Origin of the sequence: Streptomyces sp. NBC_01283, from assembly GCF_041435335.1 — a bacterium.
GTDB lineage: Bacteria > Actinomycetota > Actinomycetes > Streptomycetales > Streptomycetaceae > Streptomyces.
On sequence record NZ_CP108430.1, the window covers coordinates 4,416,831 to 4,440,882 of the forward strand.

The 24,052-nt window shown below is 69.8% G+C and carries 20 protein-coding genes and 1 tRNA gene; 15 read left to right on the plus strand and 6 right to left on the minus strand.

From position 1 onward, the window contains the following. Positions 1-443 precede the first annotated feature (443 nt). Positions 444-2,717, plus strand: coding sequence for a transglycosylase domain-containing protein (locus tag OG302_RS20050; RefSeq protein ID WP_371528033.1), 2,274 nt, complete (start codon positions 444-446; stop codon positions 2,715-2,717). A 125-nt stretch (positions 2,718-2,842) separates the two neighbouring features. Here the strand turns inward: OG302_RS20050 and OG302_RS20055 are convergent, their stop codons facing one another. Next, positions 2,843-3,307 (minus strand): GatB/YqeY domain-containing protein, encoded by a 465-nt coding sequence (locus OG302_RS20055; RefSeq protein ID WP_371528034.1) that lies wholly within the window; start codon positions 3,305-3,307, stop codon positions 2,843-2,845. Positions 3,308-3,382: 75 nt separating this feature from the next. On the opposite strand from OG302_RS20055, the gene OG302_RS20060 reads away from it, so the two are divergent. The 8 genes from OG302_RS20060 (at position 3,383) to OG302_RS20095 (ending at position 13,387) form a co-directional block, all read left to right on the plus strand. After that, positions 3,383-4,321, plus strand: a complete 939-nt coding sequence (locus tag OG302_RS20060) for a metallophosphoesterase (RefSeq protein WP_371528035.1) — start codon at positions 3,383-3,385, stop codon at positions 4,319-4,321. Positions 4,322-4,434: 113 nt separating this feature from the next. After that, positions 4,435-5,172 carry a Pr6Pr family membrane protein gene (locus tag OG302_RS20065; RefSeq protein ID WP_371528036.1) on the plus strand — a complete coding sequence of 246 codons (738 nt, stop codon included), beginning with the start codon at positions 4,435-4,437 and terminating at the stop codon, positions 5,170-5,172. A gap of 54 nt (positions 5,173-5,226) precedes the next feature. Beyond that, positions 5,227-5,300 (plus strand) — tRNA-Pro (locus OG302_RS20070). Between the two features lie 142 nt (positions 5,301-5,442). Beyond that, the gene (locus OG302_RS20075; RefSeq protein ID WP_371528037.1) at positions 5,443-5,607 is read left to right on the plus strand and encodes a hypothetical protein; all 165 of its coding nucleotides are present in this window, start codon (positions 5,443-5,445) and stop codon (positions 5,605-5,607) included. Positions 5,608-6,164: 557 nt separating this feature from the next. Next, positions 6,165-10,211, plus strand: a complete 4,047-nt coding sequence (locus tag OG302_RS20080; RefSeq protein ID WP_371528038.1) for an AAA family ATPase — start codon at positions 6,165-6,167, stop codon at positions 10,209-10,211. 576 nt (positions 10,212-10,787) lie between these two features. Continuing rightward, positions 10,788-11,576, plus strand: a complete 789-nt coding sequence (locus tag OG302_RS20085; protein ID WP_371528039.1) for a GntR family transcriptional regulator — start codon at positions 10,788-10,790, stop codon at positions 11,574-11,576. A gap of 3 nt (positions 11,577-11,579) precedes the next feature. Then, positions 11,580-12,362 (plus strand): glycosyltransferase family 2 protein, encoded by a 783-nt coding sequence (locus OG302_RS20090; RefSeq protein ID WP_371528040.1) that lies wholly within the window; start codon positions 11,580-11,582, stop codon positions 12,360-12,362. Positions 12,363-12,454: 92 nt separating this feature from the next. Continuing rightward, entirely contained in the window at positions 12,455-13,387 is a 933-nt protein-coding gene (locus OG302_RS20095; protein ID WP_371528041.1) for an FkbM family methyltransferase, read from the plus strand. A gap of 100 nt (positions 13,388-13,487) precedes the next feature. Here the strand turns inward: OG302_RS20095 and OG302_RS20100 are convergent, their stop codons facing one another. Then, positions 13,488-14,708, minus strand: coding sequence for an amidohydrolase family protein (locus OG302_RS20100; RefSeq protein ID WP_361829215.1), 1,221 nt, complete (start codon positions 14,706-14,708; stop codon positions 13,488-13,490). 228 nt (positions 14,709-14,936) lie between these two features. On the opposite strand from OG302_RS20100, the gene OG302_RS20105 reads away from it, so the two are divergent. Then, entirely contained in the window at positions 14,937-15,386 is a 450-nt protein-coding gene (locus OG302_RS20105; RefSeq protein WP_371528042.1) for a DoxX family membrane protein, read from the plus strand. Between the two features lie 37 nt (positions 15,387-15,423). Here the strand turns inward: OG302_RS20105 and OG302_RS20110 are convergent, their stop codons facing one another. Beyond that, positions 15,424-15,690 carry a hypothetical protein gene (locus tag OG302_RS20110; RefSeq protein ID WP_371528043.1) on the minus strand — a complete coding sequence of 89 codons (267 nt, stop codon included), beginning with the start codon at positions 15,688-15,690 and terminating at the stop codon, positions 15,424-15,426. A 223-nt stretch (positions 15,691-15,913) separates the two neighbouring features. Here OG302_RS20110 and OG302_RS20115 point away from each other — a divergent pair, with 223 nt between their 5' ends. From OG302_RS20115 to OG302_RS20125, 3 genes are all read left to right on the plus strand, one after another. Then, on the plus strand, positions 15,914-16,468 hold the full coding sequence (locus tag OG302_RS20115; RefSeq protein WP_371528044.1) for a hypothetical protein: 555 nt from the start codon (positions 15,914-15,916) through the stop codon (positions 16,466-16,468). Between the two features lie 183 nt (positions 16,469-16,651). After that, positions 16,652-17,281: a hypothetical protein gene (locus OG302_RS20120; protein WP_371528045.1), complete on the plus strand. Its 630-nt coding sequence runs from the start codon at positions 16,652-16,654 to the stop codon at positions 17,279-17,281. Between the two features lie 172 nt (positions 17,282-17,453). Continuing rightward, complete coding sequence (locus OG302_RS20125; RefSeq protein WP_371528046.1) at positions 17,454-18,047, plus strand: hypothetical protein; 594 nt, start codon at positions 17,454-17,456, stop codon at positions 18,045-18,047. 8 nt (positions 18,048-18,055) lie between these two features. On the opposite strand, the gene OG302_RS20130 is transcribed toward OG302_RS20125, so the two are convergent. Then, positions 18,056-18,886 (minus strand): class I SAM-dependent methyltransferase, encoded by an 831-nt coding sequence (locus OG302_RS20130; RefSeq protein WP_371528047.1) that lies wholly within the window; start codon positions 18,884-18,886, stop codon positions 18,056-18,058. 71 nt (positions 18,887-18,957) lie between these two features. On the opposite strand from OG302_RS20130, the gene OG302_RS20135 reads away from it, so the two are divergent. Both OG302_RS20135 and OG302_RS20140 read left to right on the plus strand, forming a co-directional pair. After that, on the plus strand, positions 18,958-20,790 hold the full coding sequence (locus OG302_RS20135) for a prolyl oligopeptidase family serine peptidase (RefSeq protein ID WP_371528048.1): 1,833 nt from the start codon (positions 18,958-18,960) through the stop codon (positions 20,788-20,790). An 89-nt stretch (positions 20,791-20,879) separates the two neighbouring features. After that, positions 20,880-21,749: an SURF1 family protein gene (locus tag OG302_RS20140; RefSeq protein WP_371528049.1), complete on the plus strand. Its 870-nt coding sequence runs from the start codon at positions 20,880-20,882 to the stop codon at positions 21,747-21,749. Between the two features lie 137 nt (positions 21,750-21,886). Here OG302_RS20140 and OG302_RS20145 read toward each other — a convergent pair whose 3' ends face one another. Beyond that, on the minus strand, positions 21,887-23,128 hold the full coding sequence (locus OG302_RS20145; RefSeq protein ID WP_371528050.1) for a hypothetical protein: 1,242 nt from the start codon (positions 23,126-23,128) through the stop codon (positions 21,887-21,889). Then, positions 23,125-23,784, minus strand: coding sequence for a SigE family RNA polymerase sigma factor (locus tag OG302_RS20150; protein WP_160506274.1), 660 nt, complete (start codon positions 23,782-23,784; stop codon positions 23,125-23,127). Before OG302_RS20150 ends, OG302_RS20145 begins: the two co-directional genes overlap by 4 nt. Positions 23,785-24,052 lie beyond the last annotated feature (268 nt).

Consider the following 24,052-nt stretch of genomic DNA (forward strand, 5'->3'; position numbering starts at 1 on the left):
GCTCCCCCACGGCGGCAGCGGCATATTCACCGCCGCCAGTTGAGGACGTTACGGAAGGTGGGCACAGCGCAACACCCCCTTCGGGCCCAATCTTGGATGGCCCGAACGGACTATGCGTAAGCGGCAGATCACCCGACGGAGTGAGCTGGCGACATGCGTGATTAACCCGGCAAATGAGGGCACTTCAGCTGGGCCACAACGGGCATCGAATGCCGCATGAGGCGAATTCGGGCGCTTTCCCAAGCTCGATCAAGGCTCGATCCGGGCCGGCTCCGGGCGCGTCCCACGAGCTCACTCGGAGCTCCGGAAGAGCAGGGGAGGCCCCCGTCCGGGATTCGGGACCGGCGGAGGGTTGTTGCCGAACCGCACTGCTGTGACAGTTGAGAGCAGCTTAGGCCAAGGCATTGAGGCCTGTCCGGCGAATCAGAACGTAGGCTGCCCCCATGGGAAAGAAGCGCTCGGGCGGTGGTCTGTCACCAACTCAGCAGGCCGCGAAGTTCCTAGGTGTCAGCGTGCTCGCGGGAGCCGTGCTGGCAGGTATCGCCCTGCCCGCGGCCGGCGCGCTCGGCCTCGCGGCGAAGGGCTCGGTGGAGGGGTTCGACGACATCCCGTCCAACTTGAAGCAGCCGCCGCTGAGTCAGCGCACCACGATCCTCGACAGCCAGGGCGGCTCCATCGCCACGGTCTACTCGCGTGACCGCACGGTGGTCCCCCTCAAGGAGATCTCGCCGTACATGCAGAAGGCGATCGTCGCGATCGAGGACTCGCGCTTCTACGAGCACGGCGCGGTCGACGCGAAGGGCATCCTGCGCGCGCTGAACCAGAACGCGCAGAGCGGCGGCGTCTCCCAGGGCGCGTCCACGCTCACCCAGCAGTACGTGAAGAACGTCTTCGTCGAGGAGGCGGGCGACGACCCCACGAAGGTCGCCGAAGCCACCCAGCAGACCCTCGGGCGCAAGATCCGCGAGCTGAAGTACGCGATCCAGGTCGAGGACAAGCTCGGCAAGAAGCGCATCCTCAGCAACTACCTGAACATCACCTACTTCGGCCAGCAGGCGTACGGCGTCGAGGCCGCGGCCCAGCGCTACTTCTCCAAGCCCGCCAAGGAACTGCAGGTCCAGGAGGCCGCGCTGCTCGCCGGCATCGTGCAGTCCCCCAGCAGGTACGACCCGGTCAACGACACCGAGGAAGCGACCAAGCGCCGCAACGTCGTCCTCCAGCGGATGGCGGAGACGCACGACATCACGCAGGCGGAGGCCGCCGCGGCCAAGGAGAAGCCGCTCGGCCTGAAGGTGAGCAAGCCCAAGAACGGCTGCATCACGGCGGTCAGCGGCGCCGGGTTCTTCTGTGACTACGTACGCGAGGTCTTCCTCTCCGACCCGGTCTTCGGCAAGACCAAGGAGGCCCGGGCCAAGGTCTGGAACCAGGGCGGTCTGCGCATCAGGACGACACTCGATCCCAAGGCCCAGCAGTCCGTGCAGGCCTCGATAAAGGATCACGTCAACCAGTCCGACGACGTGGCGACGGCGGCCACCCTCGTCGAGCCGGGCACCGGCAAGATCCTGGGCATGGGCCAGTCGCGGCCCTACGGCTTCAAGAAGGACGAGACCACGATCAACCTGTCGGTGGACGACTCCATGGGCGGCGGCGCCGGCTATCAGCCGGGATCGACGTTCAAGCCGATCGTGGCCGCGGCCGCGCTGGAGGGCGGAACACCACCGACGAAGAGCTACGACTCGCCGTACGAGATGCCGTATCCCAGCAGCGTCGCGGCGTGCGACGGCAAGAAGTGGCTGAACTCGGGCAACGCGAAGCTGACCAACGAGAACGAAGCCGAGGTCGGCCCGTACGACCTGCGGGAAGCAACCGCGAAGTCGGTCAACACCTACTACGTGGAGATGATCGGCGACATCGGGATCTGCCCGGTGACGGAGATGGCCAAGAAGATGGGCGTCGAGCGCGCCGACGGCCGGAAGATCGACCAGGCGCCGTCGATCGCGCTCGGCACCCAGGAGATGTCGCCGCTGACGATGGCGGGCGCGTACGCCACGTTCGCGGCGCGCGGCAAGCACTGCACGCCCGTCGCGATCGAGTCGATCGCCGCTCCGGGCGGCAAGTCGCTGCCGGTGCCGAAGTCGACGTGCTCGCGAGCGATGTCGGTGAAGACGGCCGACACGGTCAACACCCTCCTGAAGGGCGTGGTCGAGGACGGCACCGGCAAGCAGGCCGGTCTCGGCTCCCGCGCGAGCGCGGGCAAGACGGGTACGACCGACTTCCGCTACGCCGCCTGGTTCGTGGGCTACACCCCGAACATGTCGGGCGCGGTCTGGGTCGGCGACCCGCAGCACAAGCGGCGGATGGTCGACATCACCATCGGCGGAGTCCCGTACGGCAAGGTCTTCGGTGGTGAGGTCCCGGGTCCGATCTGGCGGGACGCGATGAGCGGCGCGCTCGCGGGCAAGCCGGCCCCCGGCTTCAACACCGTCCACATCCCGGGCGGCGACAAGGACAAGGAGAAGCCGCACGAGGACAACAAGCCGGGCGGCGGCGGTCACGACGGTGGTGGTGGCGGCAACAACGGCGGTGGCGGTAACGGCGGCGACGACGATCCCTGGGGTGACATCACCCTGCCGCCGGACCTCGTCGGCGGCGGCGGGAACGGTGGGAACGGCAACGGGGGCGGCAATGGGGGCGGGATCGGCGGCTGGGGCCGGTAGTCCCCTAGTAGGTCTCCCGTAGTCCGTTCTTCAGTACGTACGTGAGTGGGGCGCCCCCCCTGGCTTCAGGGGGGCGCCCCACTCACGTACCGGAGTACTGCTTATTGCTGATTCTTACCGTCTGTTCAGCCCGCGAGCAGCTTCTTCACCACGGCGGCGACGCGGCCGCCCTCCGCCAGACCCGCGACCTTCGGGTTCACGATCTTCATGACCTGGCCCATGGCGCGCGGCCCCTCGGCACCGGCGGCCCTGGCCTCCTCGACGGCCTGGGCGACGATCGCCTGGAGCTCGTCCTCGGAGAGCTGCTTCGGCAGGTACTCGGCGAGGACCTCGCCCTCCGCCTTCTCCTTCTCGGCCTGCTCGGCGCGACCGCCGTTGGCGAACGCCTCCGCCGCCTCGCGGCGCTTCTTCGCCTCGCGGGCGATCACCTTCTGCACTTCATCGTCGGAGAGCTCGCGGGCCGTCTTGCCCGAGACCTCCTCCTTCGTGATCGCGGTGAGGGTCAGCCGGAGCGTCGAGGAGCGCAGCTCGTCACGCCCCCTGATCGCGGCGGTGAGGTCTTCCTGAAGCTTCGACTTGAGCGTGGTCATGCCGTGATTGTCGCAGGTGCGTACGCCCCGACGCCCGCAGATTTACCGGCCCTTCAGGTCTGACACCATGGGTGGATGCGCGCGCGATACGCAGTACCCCTGGGAATCACGGCGACGGCCGCCGCCGGTCTTGTCTACTCGGTGGGCATCGAACCCCGCTCCTTCAGAGTGCGACGGGTCACGGTGCCCGTGCTGCCGCCGGGGATGCGGCCGCTCCGGGTCCTCCAGGTGTCGGACATCCACATGGTGTCCGGGCAGCGCAGGAAGCAGCGCTGGCTGCGGTCCCTGGCGGGCCTGCGCCCCGACTTCGTGATCAACACCGGGGACAACCTCTCCGACCCGGAGGGCGTGCCGGAGACGCTGGACGCGCTCGGCCCGCTGATGCAGTTCCCCGGGGCGTACGTCTTCGGCTCGAACGACTACTACGGGCCCAAGCCCCGCAACCCCGCCCGCTACCTCGTCGAGAAGTCGCAGGGCAGGCACGGCCTGAACGGCAACGCACCCGTCGTCGGCGTGATCCACAACCCCTGGGAGGACCTGCGCGACGGGTTCGACGCCGGGGGCTGGGTGAACCTCACGAACACGCGGGGCGCGCTGAAGATCGAGGGCTACGAGATCGGCCTGACCGGAATCGACGACCCGCACATCAAGCGCGACCGGTACGAGCACGTGGCGGGCGGCCCCGATACGGGCGCCGACTTCTCGATGGGCATCGTGCACGCCCCGTACCTGCGCAGCCTCGACTCCTTCACGGCCGACGGCTACCCCTTGATCCTCGCGGGGCACACGCACGGCGGTCAACTGTGCATCCCCTTCTACGGGGCACTGGTCACCAACTGCGACCTGGACAGGCAGCGGGTGAAGGGCCTGTCGCGGCACGAAGCGGAGGGCCGGACGTCCTTCATGCACGTCTCGGCGGGCTGCGGCGCGAACCGATATACGCCGATGCGCTTCGCGTGCCTGCCCGAGGTGACGCTCCTGACGCTGACGGAGCGCTCTGCCGGCGGCGTCTGACCCGCTGGCCTCTGACCCCGCTTCCCTCCCGCCTCTCCCGCCTCTCCCGCCTCTCCCGCCCGAGCGGACGCCGACCGCGCGCGGCCGGGCGGGAGGGTGCTTAGCGTGGAGTCATGATCGCGCCGACGCCCTGGTACGCCCCGACGGAGGCGGTCGTGCCTCCGGTACGACGGCCCGTGGCCGGGGTGTTCCGGGCGCTGGTCGCGCTGGCGGCGATCACCGGCATCGCGATCGACCTCTACGTAGGCAGCCCGTTGCGGGTGCTGAGCTACTTCACGATCCAGAGCAATGTGCTGGTGGCGGTGGTCTTCGCGCTCTCGGCGCGCCAGGCGTGGCAGGGCCGGCGCCCGCTGCCACCGGTGGTGACGGGCGGCACGCTGCTCTTCATCTCGATCACGGGCCTCGTCTATCACCTCGTCCTGGCGAATGACGCGAGCAGCTTCTCCATGACAGGGGACGCCGCGACGGCGCTGTCCGGCTGGCGCACCCTCTCGAACGACCTGCTGCATACGGTGACCCCGATCGGCGCGGTCCTGAACTGGCTCCTGCTGACGGCCCCCGGCACCCTCCAGCTGCGCCACGCCGCGCGCTGGATGCTCTACCCCTTGGCCTACCTGGTCTTCGCCCTGCTCCGGGGCGCGCTCATGGCCCCCGGCTCGACGGCCCGCTACACGTATCCGTTCCTGGACGTGGACGCCCACGGCTACCCCGGAGTCCTGGCCAACGCGGTCTTCTTCGGTCTGGCCTTCTACGCCCTCGCCGCGCTCCTGGTAGGCCTGGACCGCATCCGGCCCGCCCCTCCCCCCAGGGGCCCGAAAACCGGATTTCGTCTCCGGGCATTGGTCCGCTAAAGTAATCGATGTCGCCACGGCCAGCAGCAATGCGGGCAGGTGGAGCAACGACATCGGGGTGTAGCGCAGCTTGGCAGCGCGCTTCGTTCGGGACGAAGAGGTCGTGGGTTCAAATCCCGCCACCCCGACAGCTGAAACACCAGGTGAGGCGCCTACTCTCAAGAGTAGGCGCCTCACCTGTTTCGTAGGCGCGCCCACCTGCGCGTCCTCCTGCGTGACTGCCGCTCCGGGTCCCTCCAGTGACCGCGTCGGCATGCCCGGGAGGCGCCCTTGCGCAGCTTCGAGAAGATCAAGCATCACATCGGTGGTTTTACGGACGACGAACTTCGGCAGCTCCTGGTCCGTGCGGGTGCTGTGCGCTTCAAGGATGACGGTGGCGAGGAGTTGTGGGGGCTCCGAGTGCGCAACCAAGATCGATTGAACGGGCTCGACTGACGTCGGCCAACTCGCTTGACCCGCCCACGTTGCCCGGCAGCTGAAACACCAGGGCTGGCCCGGTTTCCAGGAACAGGCAGGAAAGCCGGGCCTGACTCGTCTCGCGGGCCGAGGGTACGCAGCGCGGAACGTGATCGCCGCCGTGCCGGGCAGGCCGTCACGTACGAGTGCGCCTCTCCGCGGACCCCGCGTCGATTCGGCACCGGTCCCTCCCCTGTGGGGACCGGTGCCGAACGACGCAGTCTGCTTCGATCCGTGCCACATCGGCGTAATGGCGCGGATCGAGGAAAGGCGGAACCGCAGTCGGTGTGACGGCGGTCCGGATGCGATCGGCGGAAACCAGCCGAGGCGCCGTGCGGCATCGTGCAGCACCGTCTACGCGTACCGAGGCGGTGACCTGCTCTGACGCTGCGCGGTTGGTCCGCTACCGCATCGCGATCCTGCCAGTTGGGGTGCCGGAAGAGGAGGTTCCACTGTTGTCCGGACAACTAATCCGCAGGTCAGCGATATAAAGTGAGTTTTCCGGTCCGGATATCCAGGTGCGGAGGAAGTAAGGGGTGGAGGCCTTGAGTTCCGACTCAGGGGCACGCACGGCCTTCGCGGAACGCCTCGCGCTGCTGTACAAGGAGGCCGGCAATCCTCCCCTTCAGCGCGTGGCCGAGGCGGTCGTCCGGCTGCAGCGGGTCGACGAGCGAGGGCGGACCGTGCGGGTCTCCGCCCAGCGGATCAGCGACTGGCGGCGGGCCAAGAACGTGCCTGCCCAGTTCGTCGCCCTCGCGGCGGTGCTGCACGTCCTGATACCCGAAGCACGCCGCGAGCAGCCCGCTCCGGTGTCCGCGGGCCTCTACGACATGGCCCAGTGGCAGCTCCTCTGGGAGCACGCCGTGGCCGATCCCATCGGGGGGCGGGCCGCCACCACGGCCGTGGACGAAGAGGAGCGGCGGCTTCCCGGCGACTCCCCCGGCCTGCCGAGTGTGTGTCCCTATCGCGGACTCGCTCCTTATCGTCAGCAAGACGCCCGGTGGTTCTTCGGCCGGGAGCGGAGCACGAATGCCCTCATCTCCCAGCTCCGCGCGGTGGAGGGGACGGGCGGCCTGGTCATGCTCGTGGGCGCCTCGGGGGCGGGGAAGTCCTCGCTCCTGAACGCCGGCCTGGTGACCGCGTTGCAGAACGGCGCGCTGAGCGACGGGAACAGCAAGCCGGGCCTGGTGCTGCAGCTCGTACCGGGGCACGATCCCCTCGCGGAGCTGACCCGCCAGATACCTGAGCTGGCGGAAATCCTCTCCGCCACCGAGGGTTCAGGGGCGGCGGAGCCCGGTACTCCGCACTTCGCGCGGGCGGTGCGGGAGGCCGTCGTGGCGAGGGCGCGGTGCGAGAACTCGGGCGGCGGCCGGCCGGTCATCATCGTGGATCAGTTCGAGGAGACGTTCACCCTCTCCTCCGACGAGGCGAGCACCCGCACCTTTATTCAGCTCCTTCAGGCCGCGTGCTCCCCCGGAGACGGGGACGGGGACGGTGAAGGCCAAGGCTCCGGTGAGCCGGCTCCCGCGCTCGTCGTCCTCGGTATCCGCGCCGACTTCTACGAGCACTGCCTCGGGTACCCCGAACTCGCCGACGCCCTTCAGCACCGGCACATGGTGCTCGGGCCGCTGACCACCCCGGAGTTGCGCGAGGCCGTGACCGGCCCGGCCAAGGCCGTGGGGCTTGAGCTCGAACCGGGGCTCGCGGAACTGATCGTCCGGGAGGTGAGCACGGACGGCCCCCGCGGTACCCACGACGCGGGAGTGCTGCCGCTCCTCTCCCACGCCCTGCTCGCCACCTGGCAGCGGCGCAAGACGGGCAGGCTGACGCTGGCCGGCTACCGCGCCGCGGGCGGAATCCAGGGAGCGGTGGCGGCGAGCGCCGAGCAGGCCTGGTCCGGCCTCGACCCGGCTGCGCGCACGGCCGCGAGGCTGCTCCTGCTCAGGCTGGTCCGGCTGGGCGAGGACACCCAGGCCACCCGTAGGCGGGGGACGCGGCGCCAGCTGGCGGAGGAGTCGACGGATCCCGACAAGACGGATGAATCCCTCGAAGCGCTGGTACGCGCCCGGTTGGTGACACTCGACGCGGAGACCGTGGAGATCACGCATGAGGCTCTGCTGCACGCCTGGCCACGGCTGCGCGACTGGATCGACGAGGACCAGAACGACAACCTGCTGCGGCAGCGCCTCGAAGAGGACGGCAGGACCTGGGAGGACTCCGGCCGCGACACCGCGCTGCTCTACCGGGGTTCCCGTCTCGAACAGGCCCGTGCCTGGACGAAGACCACCGGCGGCACCTTCCTGACCAAGGGCACGGTGGAGTTCCTGGCCGCGTCCGTCAGGCTGCGCAAGCGCACGGTCTGGGTCAGCCGTGGCGCGGTGGCGGCCCTGGTCGTCCTGGCGGTGGTGGCCGCCCTTTCGGCGGTGGTCGCGTGGCAGCAGCGGGACGACGCGGTGTTCGAGCAGGTGGTCGCCGAAGCCGATCGCGCCCAGCACACGGACCCCTCGCTGTCCGCCCAACTCGATCTGGTGGCGCACCGCTTGCGCCCGGACGACGAGGGCGCCAGGAACCGCCTGCTCTCGATCGTGAACGCGCCGCTGGCCACACCGCTCCTCGGCCACAAGGGCGCCGTCTACCTCACCTCGTTCAGCCCCGACGGACGCCTCCTGGCCACCGCCAGCTACGACCGGACCGTACGGCTGTGGGACGTGTCGGACCCCGCCCGTCCCGAACCCCTGGGCAAGCCCCTCACGGGTCACAAGAGCTGGGTGAGCAGCGCGGTCTTCAGCCCGGACGGCACCACCCTCGCCAGCGCATCGGACGACGGCACGATCCGGCTGTGGGACGTCCGGGACCCCAGTCACCCGCGTCGGTTGGGGGATCCCCTGACCGGCCGTGGCGCCGCGACCTACCTCGTCGCCTTCAGCCCGGACGGGCACACGCTGGCATCCGCCAACGACGACCACACCGTACGGCTGTGGGACGTGGAGGAGCCGCGTCGGCCGAAGGCACTCGCCACGTTGACCGGCCACACCGCCGCCGTGCGCTCCGTGGCCTTCCGTCCCGACGGCCGGACACTGGCGGCCGGCGGTGACGACGGCACGATCAGACTCTGGAACACGTCCGACCCGCGCCGCCCGAAGAAGCTCGGCAAAGTGCTGACCGGCCACACCGGCACCGTGCACTCCGTGGCTTTCAGCCCCGACGGCCGCACGCTCGCGAGCGGCGGCTCGGACAACACCATCCGGCTCTGGGACACGGCCGATCCGCGTCATGCGAAGTCGCTCGGCACGCCGATCACCGGCCACACCGGCGCCGTATGGTCCGTGTCCTTCAACCCAGCGGGAACCATGCTCGCGGCCGCCAGCGCCGACAGCACCGCGAGCCTGTGGAACATCCGGGATCCGGCCCACCCCTCGCAGGTCGGCGAGTCCCTCGCGGGCAGCAGCGGGGAGATGTACGCGCTCGGCTTCAGCCCCGACGGGCGCACTCTCGCCACCGGGAGCGGCGACAACAAGGTCCGCCTCTGGTCGATCCCGACGTCGGACATGATCGGCCGCATCGGCGCGTTCCGGCCCGACGGAAAGGTGCTCGCCACGGGCGCGCGCGACGAGCAGCTCCGGCTGTGGAACGTGGAGCGGCCCAACCGGCCCGTGTCACTGGGCAAACCGTTCCGGCCCGGGGGCGGGGTCGGGGACGTGCGTTCGCCGGTGTTCTCCCCCGACGGCCACACCCTCGCGGTACTGACGGGAAGCCGCGCGGTGCAGCTGTGGAACGTCACCGACCCGAAGAAGCCGGTCCCCTACGGGCCGCCCGTCGCGCTGCGGACCCGATTCGCCGCCGCCCTGGCCTTCAGCCCGGACGGGCGCACGCTGGCGACCGCCCACACGGACCGCACCATCCAGCTGTGGAACGTCAGCGACCCGTCCCATATCCGCCAGCTGGGCGCGCCGCTCACGGGCCACAAGGGATACGTCAACACCCTCGAATTCAGCCGGGACGGGCGAACTCTCGCCAGTGGCAGCGCGGACGGCACCATCCGGCTCTGGAAGGTGTCGGACCCGCGCCGTGCCACCCTCATCGGCAAGCCCCTCAGGGGTCACCTGGGCCCCATCAACGAACTCGCCTACAGCCCGGACGGCCGTGCGCTGGCCAGCGGAAGCGACGACGGCACGGTCCGGCTCTGGGACATCACCGATCCCCGTAAGGCAACCCAGCTGGGCGCCTCCCTCACGGGTCACACCGACTCGGTGGTGTCCCTGACGTACAGCCGGGACGGCCGCACGCTGGCGAGCGGCGCCAACGACAACACGGTGCGGCTCTGGGACGTCACCCGCCCCGCCAAGGTCGCCCCCATCGGCCAGTCGATGAGCCCCAACGCCAAGACCGGCAGTTTCTTGTCGTTCAGTCCGCAAAGCAACATGCTCGGTATCTCGAGCGGCACCGACACCGTTCGCCTGTGGAACCTGGATACCGAGGAGGCCATTCGCCGCATTTGCTCGACCACTCGGGACGTTCTGACACCGAAGAAATGGCACGAGTATCTGCCCCGGCTGTCCTACGAGCCGCCGTGCGACAACTGACGGAGTCAAGGATCAACGGATGGCCTGATGTCGAGCATCACGCGGCACCCCCGTACGTGATCCCGATCACAACTCGGCAATTCGGTCGAGCGGTTGACCCCATCGAGCAGGCAGTCTTGTTACTGTTTCACCAGCCCGATCGCTGGTGCATCCCCCGTCGCCAGCGATCGGGCACTTTCATGCCCGCGCCGCCACGGCGGCAGCCGCGCATCACCTGCAAGGCATCCGGTTACCCGATGCTTTTCGATACGGCGGGGCAGGCGCTCCTAATTGAGGCAATAGGCCTCCACCCCTTCAGAGGCGCCCTGCCAACCATCTTCGGCCCAGGTCGGTGGTAGAGCCATGCTTCGTATCGCCGAGCCTTGCCCATATCGCGGATCAGGCCGGGTTCGCCTAATAGCATGCTCGGCTTGATTACTGCTTGAGAAACAGGCCAGAGGCCTCGCGGAAGTTGCCGCGACTGCTGGGAGGGTGCTCGACCGTCAAGTCCTCTTTAGGAGTCGTATGCTGAGCCGCGTGCACGACAGGGCGGTGAGCGTGACCGGCCGGTGAGCGGCGACAGGACGGTGAGCACCGATGGCGAAGGCCTACGAGAAGATCGCGGACGAGCTCCGTGCGCGGATCCGCGGAGGCCTGCTCGAACCCGGTGACCGGCTGCCGTCCGAGGCGGACCTCATCAGGAGCACAGGTCGCAGCGGGCCCACCGTCCAGCAGGCCCTGCGCGTACTCCAGGCGGAGGGGCTGATCGAGAAGCAGCACGGCCGCGGAACCTTCGTACGCCGCCCGCGTGTGAGGGTGCAGCGCAGCAACGCGCGGCACCAGTGGGAGAAGGACCGCGCCCGCGCACCCGAGCGGCAGCGCCTGGCGACGGGCGCGACCGAGCACGACACCGGCCTCACGGTCGACGATCTCGTCTTTCACGCGGCGTACCGCGAGATCGAGGCGCCCGAGGAGATCGCGGCGGCCCTGGGTGTCGCGGAGGGAACGGCGCTCGTCGAGCGGACCTACCGGACGCGGTACAGCGCCGAGCAGAATCCGTTCGGCCTCGTCACGTCGTATCTGATCCGCGACCTCGTCAAGAAGAACCCGGACCTCCTCGACGAGGCGAAGGAGCCCTGGCCGGGCGGGACGAGCAACCAGCTCCGCACGGTGGGAATCGAGATCGACCGCGTCGAGGAGCGGGTGACGGCGCGGCCCCCGACGGTGGAGGAGGCGGAGGAGCTGGGCCTGCCGCCCGGCACATCGGTGCTCGTCCTGCGCAAGATCCTTTACGACACGGACGACCGCGTCGTCGAGATGTCCGATGTCACGCTGCCCGGCGACCGCACGGAACTGCTCTTCACGACTCACTTGGAAAGGTGGTGAGCCGTGAGCCGGCGCATCATCATCGTCACGGCCGTCCATGCACCGTCGGCACACTTCCTGGCCGACGCGTACAAGTCGCTCCGCGCGCAGGAGTTGCCCGCGGGCTGGGAGTGGCACTGGCTGATCCAGGAGGACGGGACGACTGACCAGGTCGCGCCCCACGTCCCCGACGACGAGCGGATCACGTTCAAGCAGGGGCGCGCGGGAGGCCCCGGGGTCGCCCGGACCATCGCTCTGGCGAACGCGGACGGCGAGTACGTCAAGATCCTGGACGCCGACGACCAGCTCGCGCCCGGTGTGCTGGCCCGCGACCTCGCCGCCCTCGAAGCCGACCGCGGCATCGGCTGGGCGACGTCACGCGTCCTCGATCTGCTGCCCGACGGATCCACCGCCGGTTTCCCCGGCGATCCCGAGCCCGGGGCGATCGAGCTCCAGGAAGTGCTCGACTACTGGGCCGCGCACGACTATCGCGCGCAGGTGCATCCGGCGACGCTCTTCGTCCGCCGCGACCTGCTCATGGCCCTGGGCGGCTGGATGGCGCTGCCGGCATCCGAGGACACGGGCCTTCTGCTCGCCCTGAACTCGACGTCCCGCGGCTGGTTCTCGTCCGAGGTCGGCCTGCTCTACCGCAAGTGGGAGGGCCAGATGACCGGCCAGGTCGCCCACGTCGACACGGCGGAGCGCGAGGCGCGCATGACGGTGGTCGAGGCGCGGGCGCGGGCGCTGGGGTCCTTGCAGTGGCGTTATCCCGGTACGGCTGATGGCACGGCTGCCGACACGCGCTGAGCGGCTCTGACCGGCTCAGGGTGGCTCTGACCGGCTCAGCGCGGCTCTGGCGATCTTGCCGTGGTCGCGGCGGACTACGTACGGTCTCGTCCATGCCTCGCACCCCCCTCCACCGTGTGTCGGAACCCCTGGTCACCCTCGGCCGCGGCTACGTGCGCAACGCGCCCGGCTCGCTGCTCAAGGGGCCGCTCGCCGCCCGGTTCCTCAACCCGTACCTGCGCGACCATCCGCGTCAGCGCGTGGTCGAGGCGCGGTTCGGGGCCCGTTTCGCCTGCGATTCCCGCGACCTCATTCAGCGCTACATCAGCCTGTACGGGGTGTGGGAGCCGCACATGACGCGGTGGCTGCGGAGCCGTCTCGCCCCCGGCGACACGTTCATCGACGTGGGCGCCAACATCGGCTACTTCGCGATCCTGGGCTCGCGTCTCGTCGGCGGCACGGGGCGGGTCGTGGCCATCGAGGCGTCCCCCGCCTTCCACGACCGCGTACTGCGGCACGTCAGGATCAACGGCTGCCACAACGTCCGTACGGTCAACGAGGCAGTCTCCGACAGCCACAGGAAGCTGACGTTCGTGCTCGCCAGCTCGAACAACATGGGGGCGAACTCGATCGTCCCGTACGACGGTCCCGCCGAGTCGAGCTTCGAGATGGCGGCCAGGCCCTTGCCCGAGATCCTGGACGAGGACGAACTCGCCACGGCCCGCGTGATCAAGATCGACGTGGAGGGCGCCGAGGGCGGCGTCATGAGAGGCCTGGCTCCCGCACTCGGGAGGCTCCGCCCGGATGTGGAGATCGCCGTGGAGGCCACCCCGGACCGCATGAGCCAACTCGGCGACTCCATCGACGAGTTGATGGACACCATGGCCCGGCACGGCTTCCGCGCCTACCGGCTGCCCACCGACTACCGGCCCGAGAACTACCCCCGAGCCCTGCGTCGGCCGGAACCCCCGGTGCGGTGGCGCGGCCCCATCGTCGGCGAGAGCGAGCTGGTCTTCTCGCGCGTCGACGCCGAGACCCTGCGATAGCCGCCCGGTGAGCACGGGCCGATGCCCCGGTTCGGCCCCGACTCCCGCGCCCGGTGGTGGAGCCGGCTGCGCACGCCCGGCCCACCACGAGTGAACGCGCCTACAGGTCCCGGTCGAACGGCAGATCCAGCATGCGGATGGCATTCCCGCGGAGCAGCTTGTACGCCACGTCCTCGGGGAGGTGGCCGACGTGGTCCTCGGCCACTGCCTTCGTGTGCGGCCACGTCGAGTCGACGTGCGGATAGTCGGTCTCGAAGGTGGCGTTGTTGACGCCCACGGTCTCGATCGAGGCGACACCGTGCTTGTCCCGGAAGAAGCAGCAGTAGATCTGCCGGTAGTAGTACATCGACGGGGGTTCCGGGATCAGGTCCTTGACCCCGCCCCAGGCGCGGTGCTCCTCCCATACGTCGTCGGCACGCTCCAGGGCGTACGGGATCCACCCCATCTGGCCCTCGCTGTAGGCGAGTTTGAGGCGCGGGAACTTCACCAGGACCCCGGAGAAGAGGAAGTCCATCATCGAGGCCATCGCGTTGTTGAAGCTCAGGGACGCCTGGACGGCCGGGGGCGCGTCGGGCGACGCCGCCGGCATCTGCGACGACGAGCCGATGTGCATGTTCACGACGGTGCCGGTCTCCTCGCACGCCGCGAAGAACGGGTCCCAGTAGCCGGAGTGGATCGACGGCAGTCCGAGGTGCGTGGGAATCTCGCTGAAGGTCACCGCTCGCACGCCGCGAGCCGCGTTCCGCTTGATCTCGGCGACGGCGAGGTCCACGTCCCACAGCGGGATGAGGCACAGCGGGATCAGCCGTCCTCGGCTGTCCCCGCACCACTCCTCCACCATCCAGTCGTTGTACGCCCGGACGCAGGCGAGCCCGACCTCCTTGTCCTTGGCCTCGGAGAACGTCTGTCCGCAGAAGCGGGGGAACGTCGGGAAGCAGAGGGAGGCCTCGACGTGGTTGATGTCCATGTCCGCCAGGCGGGCCGCCGGGTCCCAGCAGCCACGGCGCATCTGCTCACGCGTGATGCCGTCGAGCGTCATCTCGTCGCGCGAGAAGCCGACGGCCGCGATGATGCGCTTGTACGGGAAGATCTCCCCCTCGTACTCCCACCAGTCGGTGATCTGCCCTTCCGGGTCGGTCGTGAACTTGTACTTGCCGCCGATGTACTCCAGCTCGCCGATACCGGCCGTGAAGGGCTTCGGTCCCCGGTCGCGATATTTGCTCGGCAGCCACTTCTCGAAGAGGTGCGCGGGCTCGATCACGTGGTCATCCACGCTGATCACCCTGGGGAGTTCCTTGGTGCCGTCGTCGCTACTGACCACTGCTGTGCCCCCTACTGCCTGCCGGCTGCCGAGACTCGTATCTGACGATCCATCAGATTTAGGCTATGGGCTCACCGGGGTGACGGCAAGCGCTCACCCTGAACTCAGCCTCTTGCGCGATCGCCGCCGATCCGCTGAACTGACGCATCGTCAGGTCGGATGGACCGGGCCCGATGGTTCAGGCCCGATGGTTCAGGCCCGATGGTTCAGGTCGAAGGAGGGCACACGATGCAGACGATGTGGCTCAGCGGAGCCGAGTGGCTGGCCGTTCTCCGGATCGGGCTCGGCCTCTGGTGGCTGGAGAGCTGGCGCCACAAGGACAAGAAGACCTGGTTCGACGGCGGCGGGATCACCTGGGCCGCGGGGATCGCGGACAAACACCGCTGGGCCTTCGTGCGATCGGGCTTCGAGGTCGTGGCGAAGCCCCGTCCTCGCACGATGGCGTACGTCGTCGCCTACGCGGAGCTGGCGCTCGGCCTCGGCCTCATCGTCGGCTTCCTCACGCCGATAGCCCTGCTCTGCGGCCTCGTGCTCAACCTGATCTATCTGGTCCTGATGATCCACGACTGGGGCGAGCAGGGGCAGAACCTGATGATGGCGCTGATCTCCGCGGTCGGCTTCTTCGGAATGAGCTGGCAGGTCTGGTCACTTGACGATGTCTTCGGGCTCTTCGTCTGAGGCCGTCCGAGACCCCGTAGTGGTCCGTGATCCGCGGTCAGCCCTGCGAGCGGCTACGGCCACGCACGGCGTGCACGGCGGTGATGGCCGCGGCCATCCAGAAACACGCCCCGGACACGGCGATGTGAGCTGGTGCGTGGAGCAGCAGAGCCAGTGCGCACACCGCGGCGAAGATGACGACGCCGCTCGCCACCGATGTGGCGTCACGCCGGACAGGGGTTGCTGGTCTGCCCGCGAGGATCAGGACCCCGATGGACAGGAGCACCATCAGGGCTCCGCTGTAGATGAACCACGTGCTGCTCAAAGCCATTCTCCGCTGATGTAGCTGGCGTTGCTGGTCTGTCTGATGTTGCGGGTGTTGCCGATGAAGCCGGTGTGACTACTTGTAGTATCCACCAGAACATGACGGTGTGTCTGGGGTGTGCCCCTCGCCCCATGTTCCAGCGATCGCCTTCCCCCGCCCCAGCCGCACTCGTAAGATCGTTCAGTCATCTTGAGGAGTACGGCTGACCTGACCTGGGGGAACGTTGGGAGCGGGCGAACAGCTCGTCACAGTGGCCGCCGTCCTGCTCGGCGCCCTGAGCACGCACGTCACCAACTACTTGATGGAGCGCAGCCGGAACCGGCATCAGTTGCTCACGCGCTGGGACGACAAGAAGGTCGAGGCGTACGGCGATTACGTGGACGCGGCGAAGGCGCGCATAGCCATGGCCGTCCGGCTCTACGAGCAGCGCGGCGGCATGCAGGATCATCGCCGGACGGAACACGAGCTCCGTGACGACCTGGCGGAGGCGGGGCGCGCCTGGGGCAGTGCCTTCGAGCGGGTCATGCTGATGGGCGGTGACGACGCCGTCGAAGCGGGCCACGAACTGAACGCCCATGTCGCGCAGATCGATTGGCTGGCCACGGGCAGGATCGAGGGGACCCTCAGCGAGTGGCGCCACCGGAACCGAGAGGCGTTCCGGGCCATCAACACCTTCCACGACGCGGCACGCAAGGACCTCGGGATCCAGGGCAGCGTTTCGGGCGAACAGCACCCGGAACGTGACCTGTTGCTGCCGCCGGCGCAACGGAACGCGTAGCGCGCGGGGCGCCGGGCGCTAGGCGCGAGGCGCTTGAAGAGCGGCTGGGTCCGCGCGCGGCTCTGGTCTGTTGTACGGCAACGTGCCACCCTGCCCGACACATCCGCCGTCCACCGCTGTGGACCACGTCGGGTGGGGACGGGGCACAGCACCCCGTCGCTCCGTGCAGGCATGGAGGTGCCGGTGAACGAGCACGACCACGAAGAGCGAGAGCCAGCGGGAGAACCGGGAGAACCGGGAGAACCGGGAGAACGCAGCCCGGCGACGGAAGCCCTGCGGGCGGGTCACGCGGCCCGCGCCGAGAGCGCGGCGGCACGGGCGGCGGCGCTCAGCCGCTACGTCGAGCGACGTGGGGTCGAGCGGCAGGGGGCCGAGCAGCAGGGACCCGGGGCCGACGGTCATGCTGACGCCGTCTGGAAGGCCGCTCATGCCGCCCGTGTGGCGGCCCAGGCCCTCGCCGTCCTCTCCGAGAGTGCGCCCGACCCGGCCGCGGATTCCCGCTGTGCGCGCAACGCCTCGGCCGCCGCGGCGCAGGCCGCCCAGATGGGACAACTCGTCGACGACGGCACCGAGCACGCCGAGCATTCGGCGGCGGCCTGCAAGGCGGCTCTCAAGGCCTCACTGACGGCCGGAACAGCCGCGGGAGCCCAGCACTTGGGCGCCGACGAGCGGCTGAACGCGGAAGCCGATGCCGGGGAACGGGACGCCGTCATGGCTGCCGAGCGCGCCGGATGGATCCGCGCGGGCGAGGCCGTGCCCACCGTGTCGACGGGCGTACGGAGCCCTGAGGTCATGGCGATGATGCATCTTTGAAGCCACCGGGAGCACGGCGTCCTGTCTTCAACCGGCCCTGAGTTCAACCGGCCCTGACTTCAAGTGGCCCTGACACGCCCCGTTCCGCTCACCGTTCCGTGGTGCCACCATGCGGAGTCCATGGGTGTCGAGGGGTTCGAGGTTCCCTCGGCGGGGGCGGGTGGAGGAACGAATGGCAGAGGTCTTCTTGCGGCGGCTGACCCGGTGGCAGGCGGAGCAGCAGCGGGAAGCGGTCGCCGACGTCTATGTCGAGGCCTACGAAGGAGACGCCGGAGCCGAGTACCGCGACAGGCAGGGGTTTCTGCGGCTCTTCGAGAGCACCGTGCAGCGGCCCGACTTCGACATGGTCGTCGCCGACGCGGGGGGCCTGGTCGGCTGTCTCTACGGCTACCGCGCGGCGCGTACCGGCGACTGGTGGGAGGGATTCCGCGGGGTGCTGCCCCCGGAGGTCGAGGAGCGCACTGCATCGGGCAGGGTCTTCGTCCTGACCGAGCTGATGGTGGTGCCCGCGTACCGGCGCCAAGGGGTCTCGGGTCGCCTGCGCACGCTGCTGCTCGTCCGGCACGCCACGGATCTGGTCGTCGCGGTCATCAAACGGGACGAAGACCTGGGGCGCGAGGTCCTGCGCTCGTGGGGCTGGACCAAGCTCGGGGAGTTCGACCCGGTCGGGCCCGGCTCGACGGCGCCGCCCCACCGGGAAGAGAGCGAGGCGGGGACGGCACGCGACGGGCTCGTGTGGGAGGGGTGGATGCGGCCGACCCACTGAGAGGGAGCTCAGGCGGGCGGCTTGCTCGCCCGCAGGGAGTACATGAGGGGGATGCGAGGGCGGTCCACCGGGAACTGGTGGACGCCGTCGCGGAGTTCGAGGGTGCCGAAGCGCGCGAAGAGCGTCGTGTCGCGCTCGTGGAGGAAGTCGATGCGCAGGCCCGCCGCCGCCAGGGCCGAGACGACCTCGCCCACCGGGTGCTGCCACTCGACGGTGCGGTTGTGGACCGTGGGGGTGGTCGTGTCCGCGTAGCCGCCGGGGGTCTCCTCGACCCAGGCGTCGCGGGCGAAGTAGTCGTGCTCGATCCGTGAGCCCGTCGCGTCGTCCAGGATGTCCGCGAGCGGGTGGAACTCCGAGAGGTAGAGGAAGCCGCCGGGCGCGACGAGCGCCGCCGCGGTCTCGGCCCACCGCTGGATGTCGGGGAGCCAGCACAGGGCGCCCACGCCGGTGTAGACGATGTCGTACGAGGAGTCGGGCACCGCATCCGCCGCGTCGTACACGTCGGCGGCGACGAAGGACGCCCGGTCGGCGCTGAGGCCGAGCTCGGCGGCGAGGTCGCGGGCCGCTTCCACGGCGGGCTCGGAGAAGTCCAGGCCGACCACGCGGGAGGCCCCGTGCCGGGCCCAGGAGAGGGTGTCCAGGCCGATGTGGCACTGGAGGTGGAGCAGCGAACGCCCGGTGACGTCACCGACCTCGGCGAGCTCGAAGGCGCGCAGCGGGTCCTTGCCGGAGCGGAAGGCGTCGAGGTCGTAGTAGTCACTGGCCAGGTGCAGAGGCACGCGTTCGTCCCAGCGTCTTCGGTTGGCCTCGCGCCAGTCGGAAGGGGTCGGTGAGTACATTCCAGAAAGTTATCCACAGGCTGGGGACCCTCGCCAGCGGATTGTCGGCGCGTGCGTGCACTATGGGGTCCATGAGCGACTTGGGTGCGGGTACGGATGCGGGTGCAGGTACGGACGCGGCTGCGGAGACGCCGGACTGGGAGAAGCGGTTCCGTGCGCCGCGGGTGTCCCTACCCGACTGGGCGGAGGACGCCCCCGACCGTTCCTTGTTCGTGTCGAACGCGACAGGGACGTATGAGCTGTACGCGTGGGACCGCGCGACCGGCGAGCAGCGCCAGGTGACGGACCGGCCGAACGGCACGACGGACGGGATCCTCTCGCCGGACGGCGAGTGGATCTGGTGGTTCAACGACACGGACGGCGACGAATTCGGTGTGTGGATGCGCCAGCCCTTCGCGGGCGGCGGCACCGACGAGCCCGCGGTGCCAGGGCTAGAGGCGTCGTATCCGGCGGGCCTCGCTCTCGCGCGGGACGGGCGGATGTCCGTCGTGGGCCGCTCGACGGACGACGAAGGGTCGACGATCCATGTCGTACGTGCCCCGGGCGCGGACCCCGTCGAGATCTACCGCCACCGCGAGTCCGCGGGCGTCGGCGACCTCTCCCACGACGGCTCGCTGATCGCCGTCGAGCACACGGAGCACGGCGACGCGATGCACTCCACCCTCCGGGTGATCAGGCCGGACGGCTCCACGGTCGCCGAGCTCGACGACACCGAGGGCGGCACGGTCGAGCTGGGTCTTGAGGTCCTCGGTTTCGCGCCGGTCGCCGGGGACACGCGGCTGCTCGTCGGGCATCAGCGGCGCGGCCGCTGGGAGCCGATGGTGTGGGACGTCGCGTCGGGCGAGGAGACGGACCTGGCGCTGGATCTGCCGGGTGACGTGAGCGCCGAGTGGTATCCGGACGGTTCCGCTCTGCTCATCGCGCACAGCTTCGAGGCCCGCAGCGAGCTGTTCCGGTACGTGTTCGCCTCCAGTGAGCTGATCGAGGTCGAGACGCCCGCGGGGTCGGTGTCGGGGGCGACGGCGCGGCCGGACGGCAGCGTGGAGTACCTGTGGTCGTCGGCCGCCGAGCCGCCGGTGGTGCGCTCGACGACGGGCGGCGTCGTCCTTGACCCGCCGGGCATGAAGGCCCCGGCATCCGTGCCGGTGGAGGACGTGTGGGTCGAGGGCCCCGGCGGCCGTGTCCACGCCCTCGTGCAGAAGCCCGCCGGCGCGACAGGCCCCCTCCCCACGGTCTTCGAGATCCACGGCGGCCCGACGTGGCACGACAGCGACGCGTTCGCCGCGGGCCCGGCGGCCTGGGTGGACCACGGGTACGCGGTGGTGCGCGTCAACTACCGCGGCTCGACCGGGTACGGCCGGGAGTGGACGGACGCCCTCAAGCACCGCGTCGGCCTGATCGAGCTGGAGGACATCGCGGCGGTGCGGGAGTGGGCCGTGACGTCGGGCCTCGCGGACCCGGACCGCATCGTCCTGGCGGGCGGCTCCTGGGGCGGCTATCTCACGCTCCTCGGCGTCGGCACCCAGCCCGACTCCTGGGCAGTGGGCCTGGCCGCGGTCCCGGTAGCGGACTACGTGACGGCGTACCACGACGAGATGGAGGCCCTGAAGGCCATGGACCGCACGCTCCTCGGCGGTACGCCCGAGGAGGTCCCGGAGCGCTTCGAGGCCTCGTCCCCGCTGACGTACGTGGACGCGGTGAAGGCCCCGGTCTACATCTCCGCGGGCGTGAACGACCCGCGCTGCCCGATCCGCCAGGTGGAGAACTACGTGGACCGGCTCAAGGCCCGGGACGCGGTGCACGAGGTGTACCGGTACGACGCGGGGCACGGCTCGCTCGTCGTGGACGAGCGGATCAAGCAGGTGCGGCTGGAACTGGACTTCGCCGCGCGGCACCTCCGCTAGGCGGGGCTCGGGCCGGGGGCGGTGGTGGGGCCGGTGGCTTCGCCAACCCCGCGGGGCGTCTGTGCCGGGCACACCCGTACCGTGGGGGTGTGTACCGGTTCCTGCTGACGCCCCGCTGGTGGGGGATCAACGTCTTCGTACTGCTGGCCATCCCCGTCTGCGTCTTCATGGGGTCATGGCAGCTCGGGCGGTTCGAGGACCGCGTCGAGGCGCATGACGCCGCACAGAAGCAGGCGGACCGGCAGGCGTCGCCGGCCCGGTCGCAGGAGAAGCCCCGGCCGCTGGACTCGATGCTCCCCGTGGACAAGGAGACGTCCGGGGAGCGGGTGTCGGCCTCGGGGCGGTACGGCAGGCAACTGCTGGTTCCGGAACGGGAGTTGGACGACAAGTCGGGCTACTACGTCCTCACCCTGCTGCACACAGGGGACGGCAAGGACCTGCCGGTCGTGCGGGGCTGGCTCCCCGGGAAGGCGAGTGCGGCGAAGGCTCCCGCCGCGCCGTCCGGTGAGGTCACCGTGACGGGCGCGCTCCAGGCCTCCGAGAGCCCCGGTTCGAACGGGGTCAGCGCGGCCGGCGGACTGCCGGACGGCCAGCTGGGCGCCATCAGCGCGGCCTCGCTGGTGAACCTGGTCAAGGGCGATGTGTACGACGCCTGGGTCACCCTGGAGAAGGGCGACTCCGGGATGAAGGCGGTACCGGCCTCAGCGCCGGAGAACTCCGGGCTCGACCTCAAGGCCTTCCAGAACCTCGGTTACACCGGCGAGTGGTTCGTGTTCGCGGGGTTCGTCGTCTTCATGTGGTTCCGGCTGTTCCGGCGGGAGCGGGAGTTCGCGCGGGACGCCGAGCTGGGGCTCCTGCCGGAGGATTCCGCCACGGCTGACGGGGCGACGGGGGCTGACGGGGCGGCGGGGGCTGGCGGGGCAGCGGGGACGGGGACGGCCGAGGTCCGCGCGGGCTGAGATCACTCTCCCCCACCCTCCCTCAGCTCCAGCCTTCTCCCACCGAACGTCCGACGGGCCGGATCCTTCTCAGGATCCGGCCCGTCCGGTTTCGTACCACTGGCGTCCGGCCGTGAGGGTCCGCTCGCCGACGTCGCCTACGACGCCGACAGCATCCCCGTCCGGTACACCGTCCCCGCACACGCGTTGGTGATCGTCGCACCCGCCGAGGGCGAGCCCTGGGCGGCGGTCAGGGACACCGTCACACCGCCGTCCAGTACGCCGCCGTCCTCGCGCACCATCTGGGGCTCCGTGCCGCCCGGTGAGCCGCTGTCTCCGCCGCTGCCCTCTGTGGGGGTCGGGTCGGGGGACGGCTCACCACTGTCCGTCGGACACGACTCCGAAGGCACCCAGGCGAACTTCACCTCGTACGCGGCGCCCGGCTGGAGGACCAGCGAGCTGACCGCCTGTGCCGGGTCGGGAAGGCCCGTCGCCGCGTCGCCCGCCACGTGGTCGGTGACGACGATCTTCGCGGGATCGGCCGCCCCCGTCGCCGCCGTGCTCACGCCGCCCGGGGCGCTGACCGTGCAGCTGCCGCCGGAGATGTTGGCGATACGGAAACTGCCGTACACCTTGCCCTCGGCGTCCGCGCCTCCCGCGCTACCGCTGGCGTTGCCGAGCTGGTCCGCCGTGCAGGCAGGCGAGTCGGCGGATGCCGTACCCGCCGGGTCGGGACCACCGGTCGCGCCGCCGCTGGCCTCACCCTTCCCCTTGCCGTCCTTCTTGCCCTTCTTGTCCTTCTTGTCCTTCGACTTGGAGGGGCCGGAGTCGCTGCCCCTGCCCTTCTCGCCGCCGTCAGGACCCTTGCCCTGACTCGAACCGCCCTGCGTCTGCTCGCTGTTGCCCGCGATCGACGGCCGGTCGTCCGATCCGCCCCCGGAGTTCGTGACGTGCACGAGAGCGGGGATGGCGGTGCCGATGAAGAGCGCGGCGGCTGCCATGCCGACCACGGCCTGGCGCTTGCGCTGCCTGCGCGCCGGTACCGCGTACCGCAGCCGCTCCAGGGCGCGGTCCCCCGGCTCGATCTCCTGGACGGCGGAACGCATCATCCTGCGCAGCGCCAGCTCGTCCGGGCCGCCGTCATCACCGAAGAGGGAATCCACCCCGGAGCCCGACTCGGCATCGGCCTTCGCCCCGGACTCACCCTCACCCCCGGAGACCTCGGTCTCCGCAGCGGAAACCTCGGTTTCGGACCCGCTCTCGGGCGCGGACGCGGTGGGCTCGTCGCCCTGGCCGTGTTTCACAGTTCCGTCCCCAGCATGCTGCTCAAACTCGGCGCTCTCGTCGCGGCTCTCGTCGCGGCGCTCTTCGTGCTCGCGCCCGTACTCATGCTTGCTCATGCCGGTGCCTCCATGGCGACCCGCAGCGCCGCGATCCCGCGCGAGCCGTACGCCTTCACCGACCCGAGCGATATGCCCAGGGTCTCGGCGACCTGCGCCTCGGTCATGTCCGCGAAATACCGCAGGACCAGGACCTCGCGCTGGCGGCGCTGGAGGCCGCGCATCGCCTTGATCAACTCGTCCCGCTCAAGGAGGTCGTACGCCCCCTCCTCGGCGCTCGCCATGTCGGGCATCGGCTTCGAGAGCAGCTTCAGCCCGAGGATCCGGCGCCGCAGCGCGGACCGCGAGAGGTTCACGACGGTCTGCCGGAGATAGGCGAGCGTCTTCTCCGGGTCCCGCACGCGTTTGCGCGCCGAGTGCACCCGGATGAACGCCTCCTGCACCACGTCCTCACAGGAGGCCGTGTCATCGAGAAGCAGCGCCGCCAGGCCGAGGAGCGACCTGTAGTGGGCGCGGTAGGTCTCGGTCAGGTGGTCGACTGTGGTGCCCGCGCTCATCGCCTCCTCAGCGCCCTCGCGCTGCGTCGGGATGCGGGCCGATCTCGTGGTGGGCATGGGGGCGATCACCGGCATGCCGGCGGGCGCACGGGGACGGCGAGGCGGGCGCAGGGCCGCGCCCCTCGCCTGAACCGCTGTGAAATCGAGTACCTCTGCCACGCCTGTTGGACACGCTCACCCCCTGGAGGGTTGTACGCATCACGCGGCGCGTTTGCGGCAGGCAGCGTCGCCGTTGGTGACGATGCATCAATTGCACCCATGCGTACCAGCTCTTCCCCTATGCCCAAATTTCCGCAGCGCTCAGGTCACACCCCCGGGAGGGCGCTCGCAAAGACGCGCCCCGCCCAGCTGCCGGTTGCAGTGGACGGGGACGAATATTGCGAATCTTGGAACGTGGCAATGGTCCAGTTCAAGCGATCCTGGCCAC

Coding starts and splice junctions, on each gene's coding strand:
- OG302_RS20050 (WP_371528033.1), top strand. CDS start 444: ATGGGAAAGAAGCGCTCGGGCGGTGGTCTGTCACCAACTCAGCAGGCC.
- OG302_RS20055 (WP_371528034.1), bottom strand. CDS start 3,307: ATGACCACGCTCAAGTCGAAGCTTCAGGAAGACCTCACCGCCGCGATC.
- OG302_RS20060 (WP_371528035.1), top strand. CDS start 3,383: ATGCGCGCGCGATACGCAGTACCCCTGGGAATCACGGCGACGGCCGCC.
- OG302_RS20065 (WP_371528036.1), top strand. CDS start 4,435: ATGATCGCGCCGACGCCCTGGTACGCCCCGACGGAGGCGGTCGTGCCT.
- OG302_RS20085 (WP_371528039.1), top strand. CDS start 10,788: ATGGCGAAGGCCTACGAGAAGATCGCGGACGAGCTCCGTGCGCGGATC.
- OG302_RS20095 (WP_371528041.1), top strand. CDS start 12,455: ATGCCTCGCACCCCCCTCCACCGTGTGTCGGAACCCCTGGTCACCCTC.
- OG302_RS20105 (WP_371528042.1), top strand. CDS start 14,937: ATGCAGACGATGTGGCTCAGCGGAGCCGAGTGGCTGGCCGTTCTCCGG.
- OG302_RS20125 (WP_371528046.1), top strand. CDS start 17,454: ATGGCAGAGGTCTTCTTGCGGCGGCTGACCCGGTGGCAGGCGGAGCAG.
- OG302_RS20130 (WP_371528047.1), bottom strand. CDS start 18,886: ATGTACTCACCGACCCCTTCCGACTGGCGCGAGGCCAACCGAAGACGC.
- OG302_RS20135 (WP_371528048.1), top strand. CDS start 18,958: ATGAGCGACTTGGGTGCGGGTACGGATGCGGGTGCAGGTACGGACGCG.
- OG302_RS20145 (WP_371528050.1), bottom strand. CDS start 23,128: ATGAGCAAGCATGAGTACGGGCGCGAGCACGAAGAGCGCCGCGACGAG.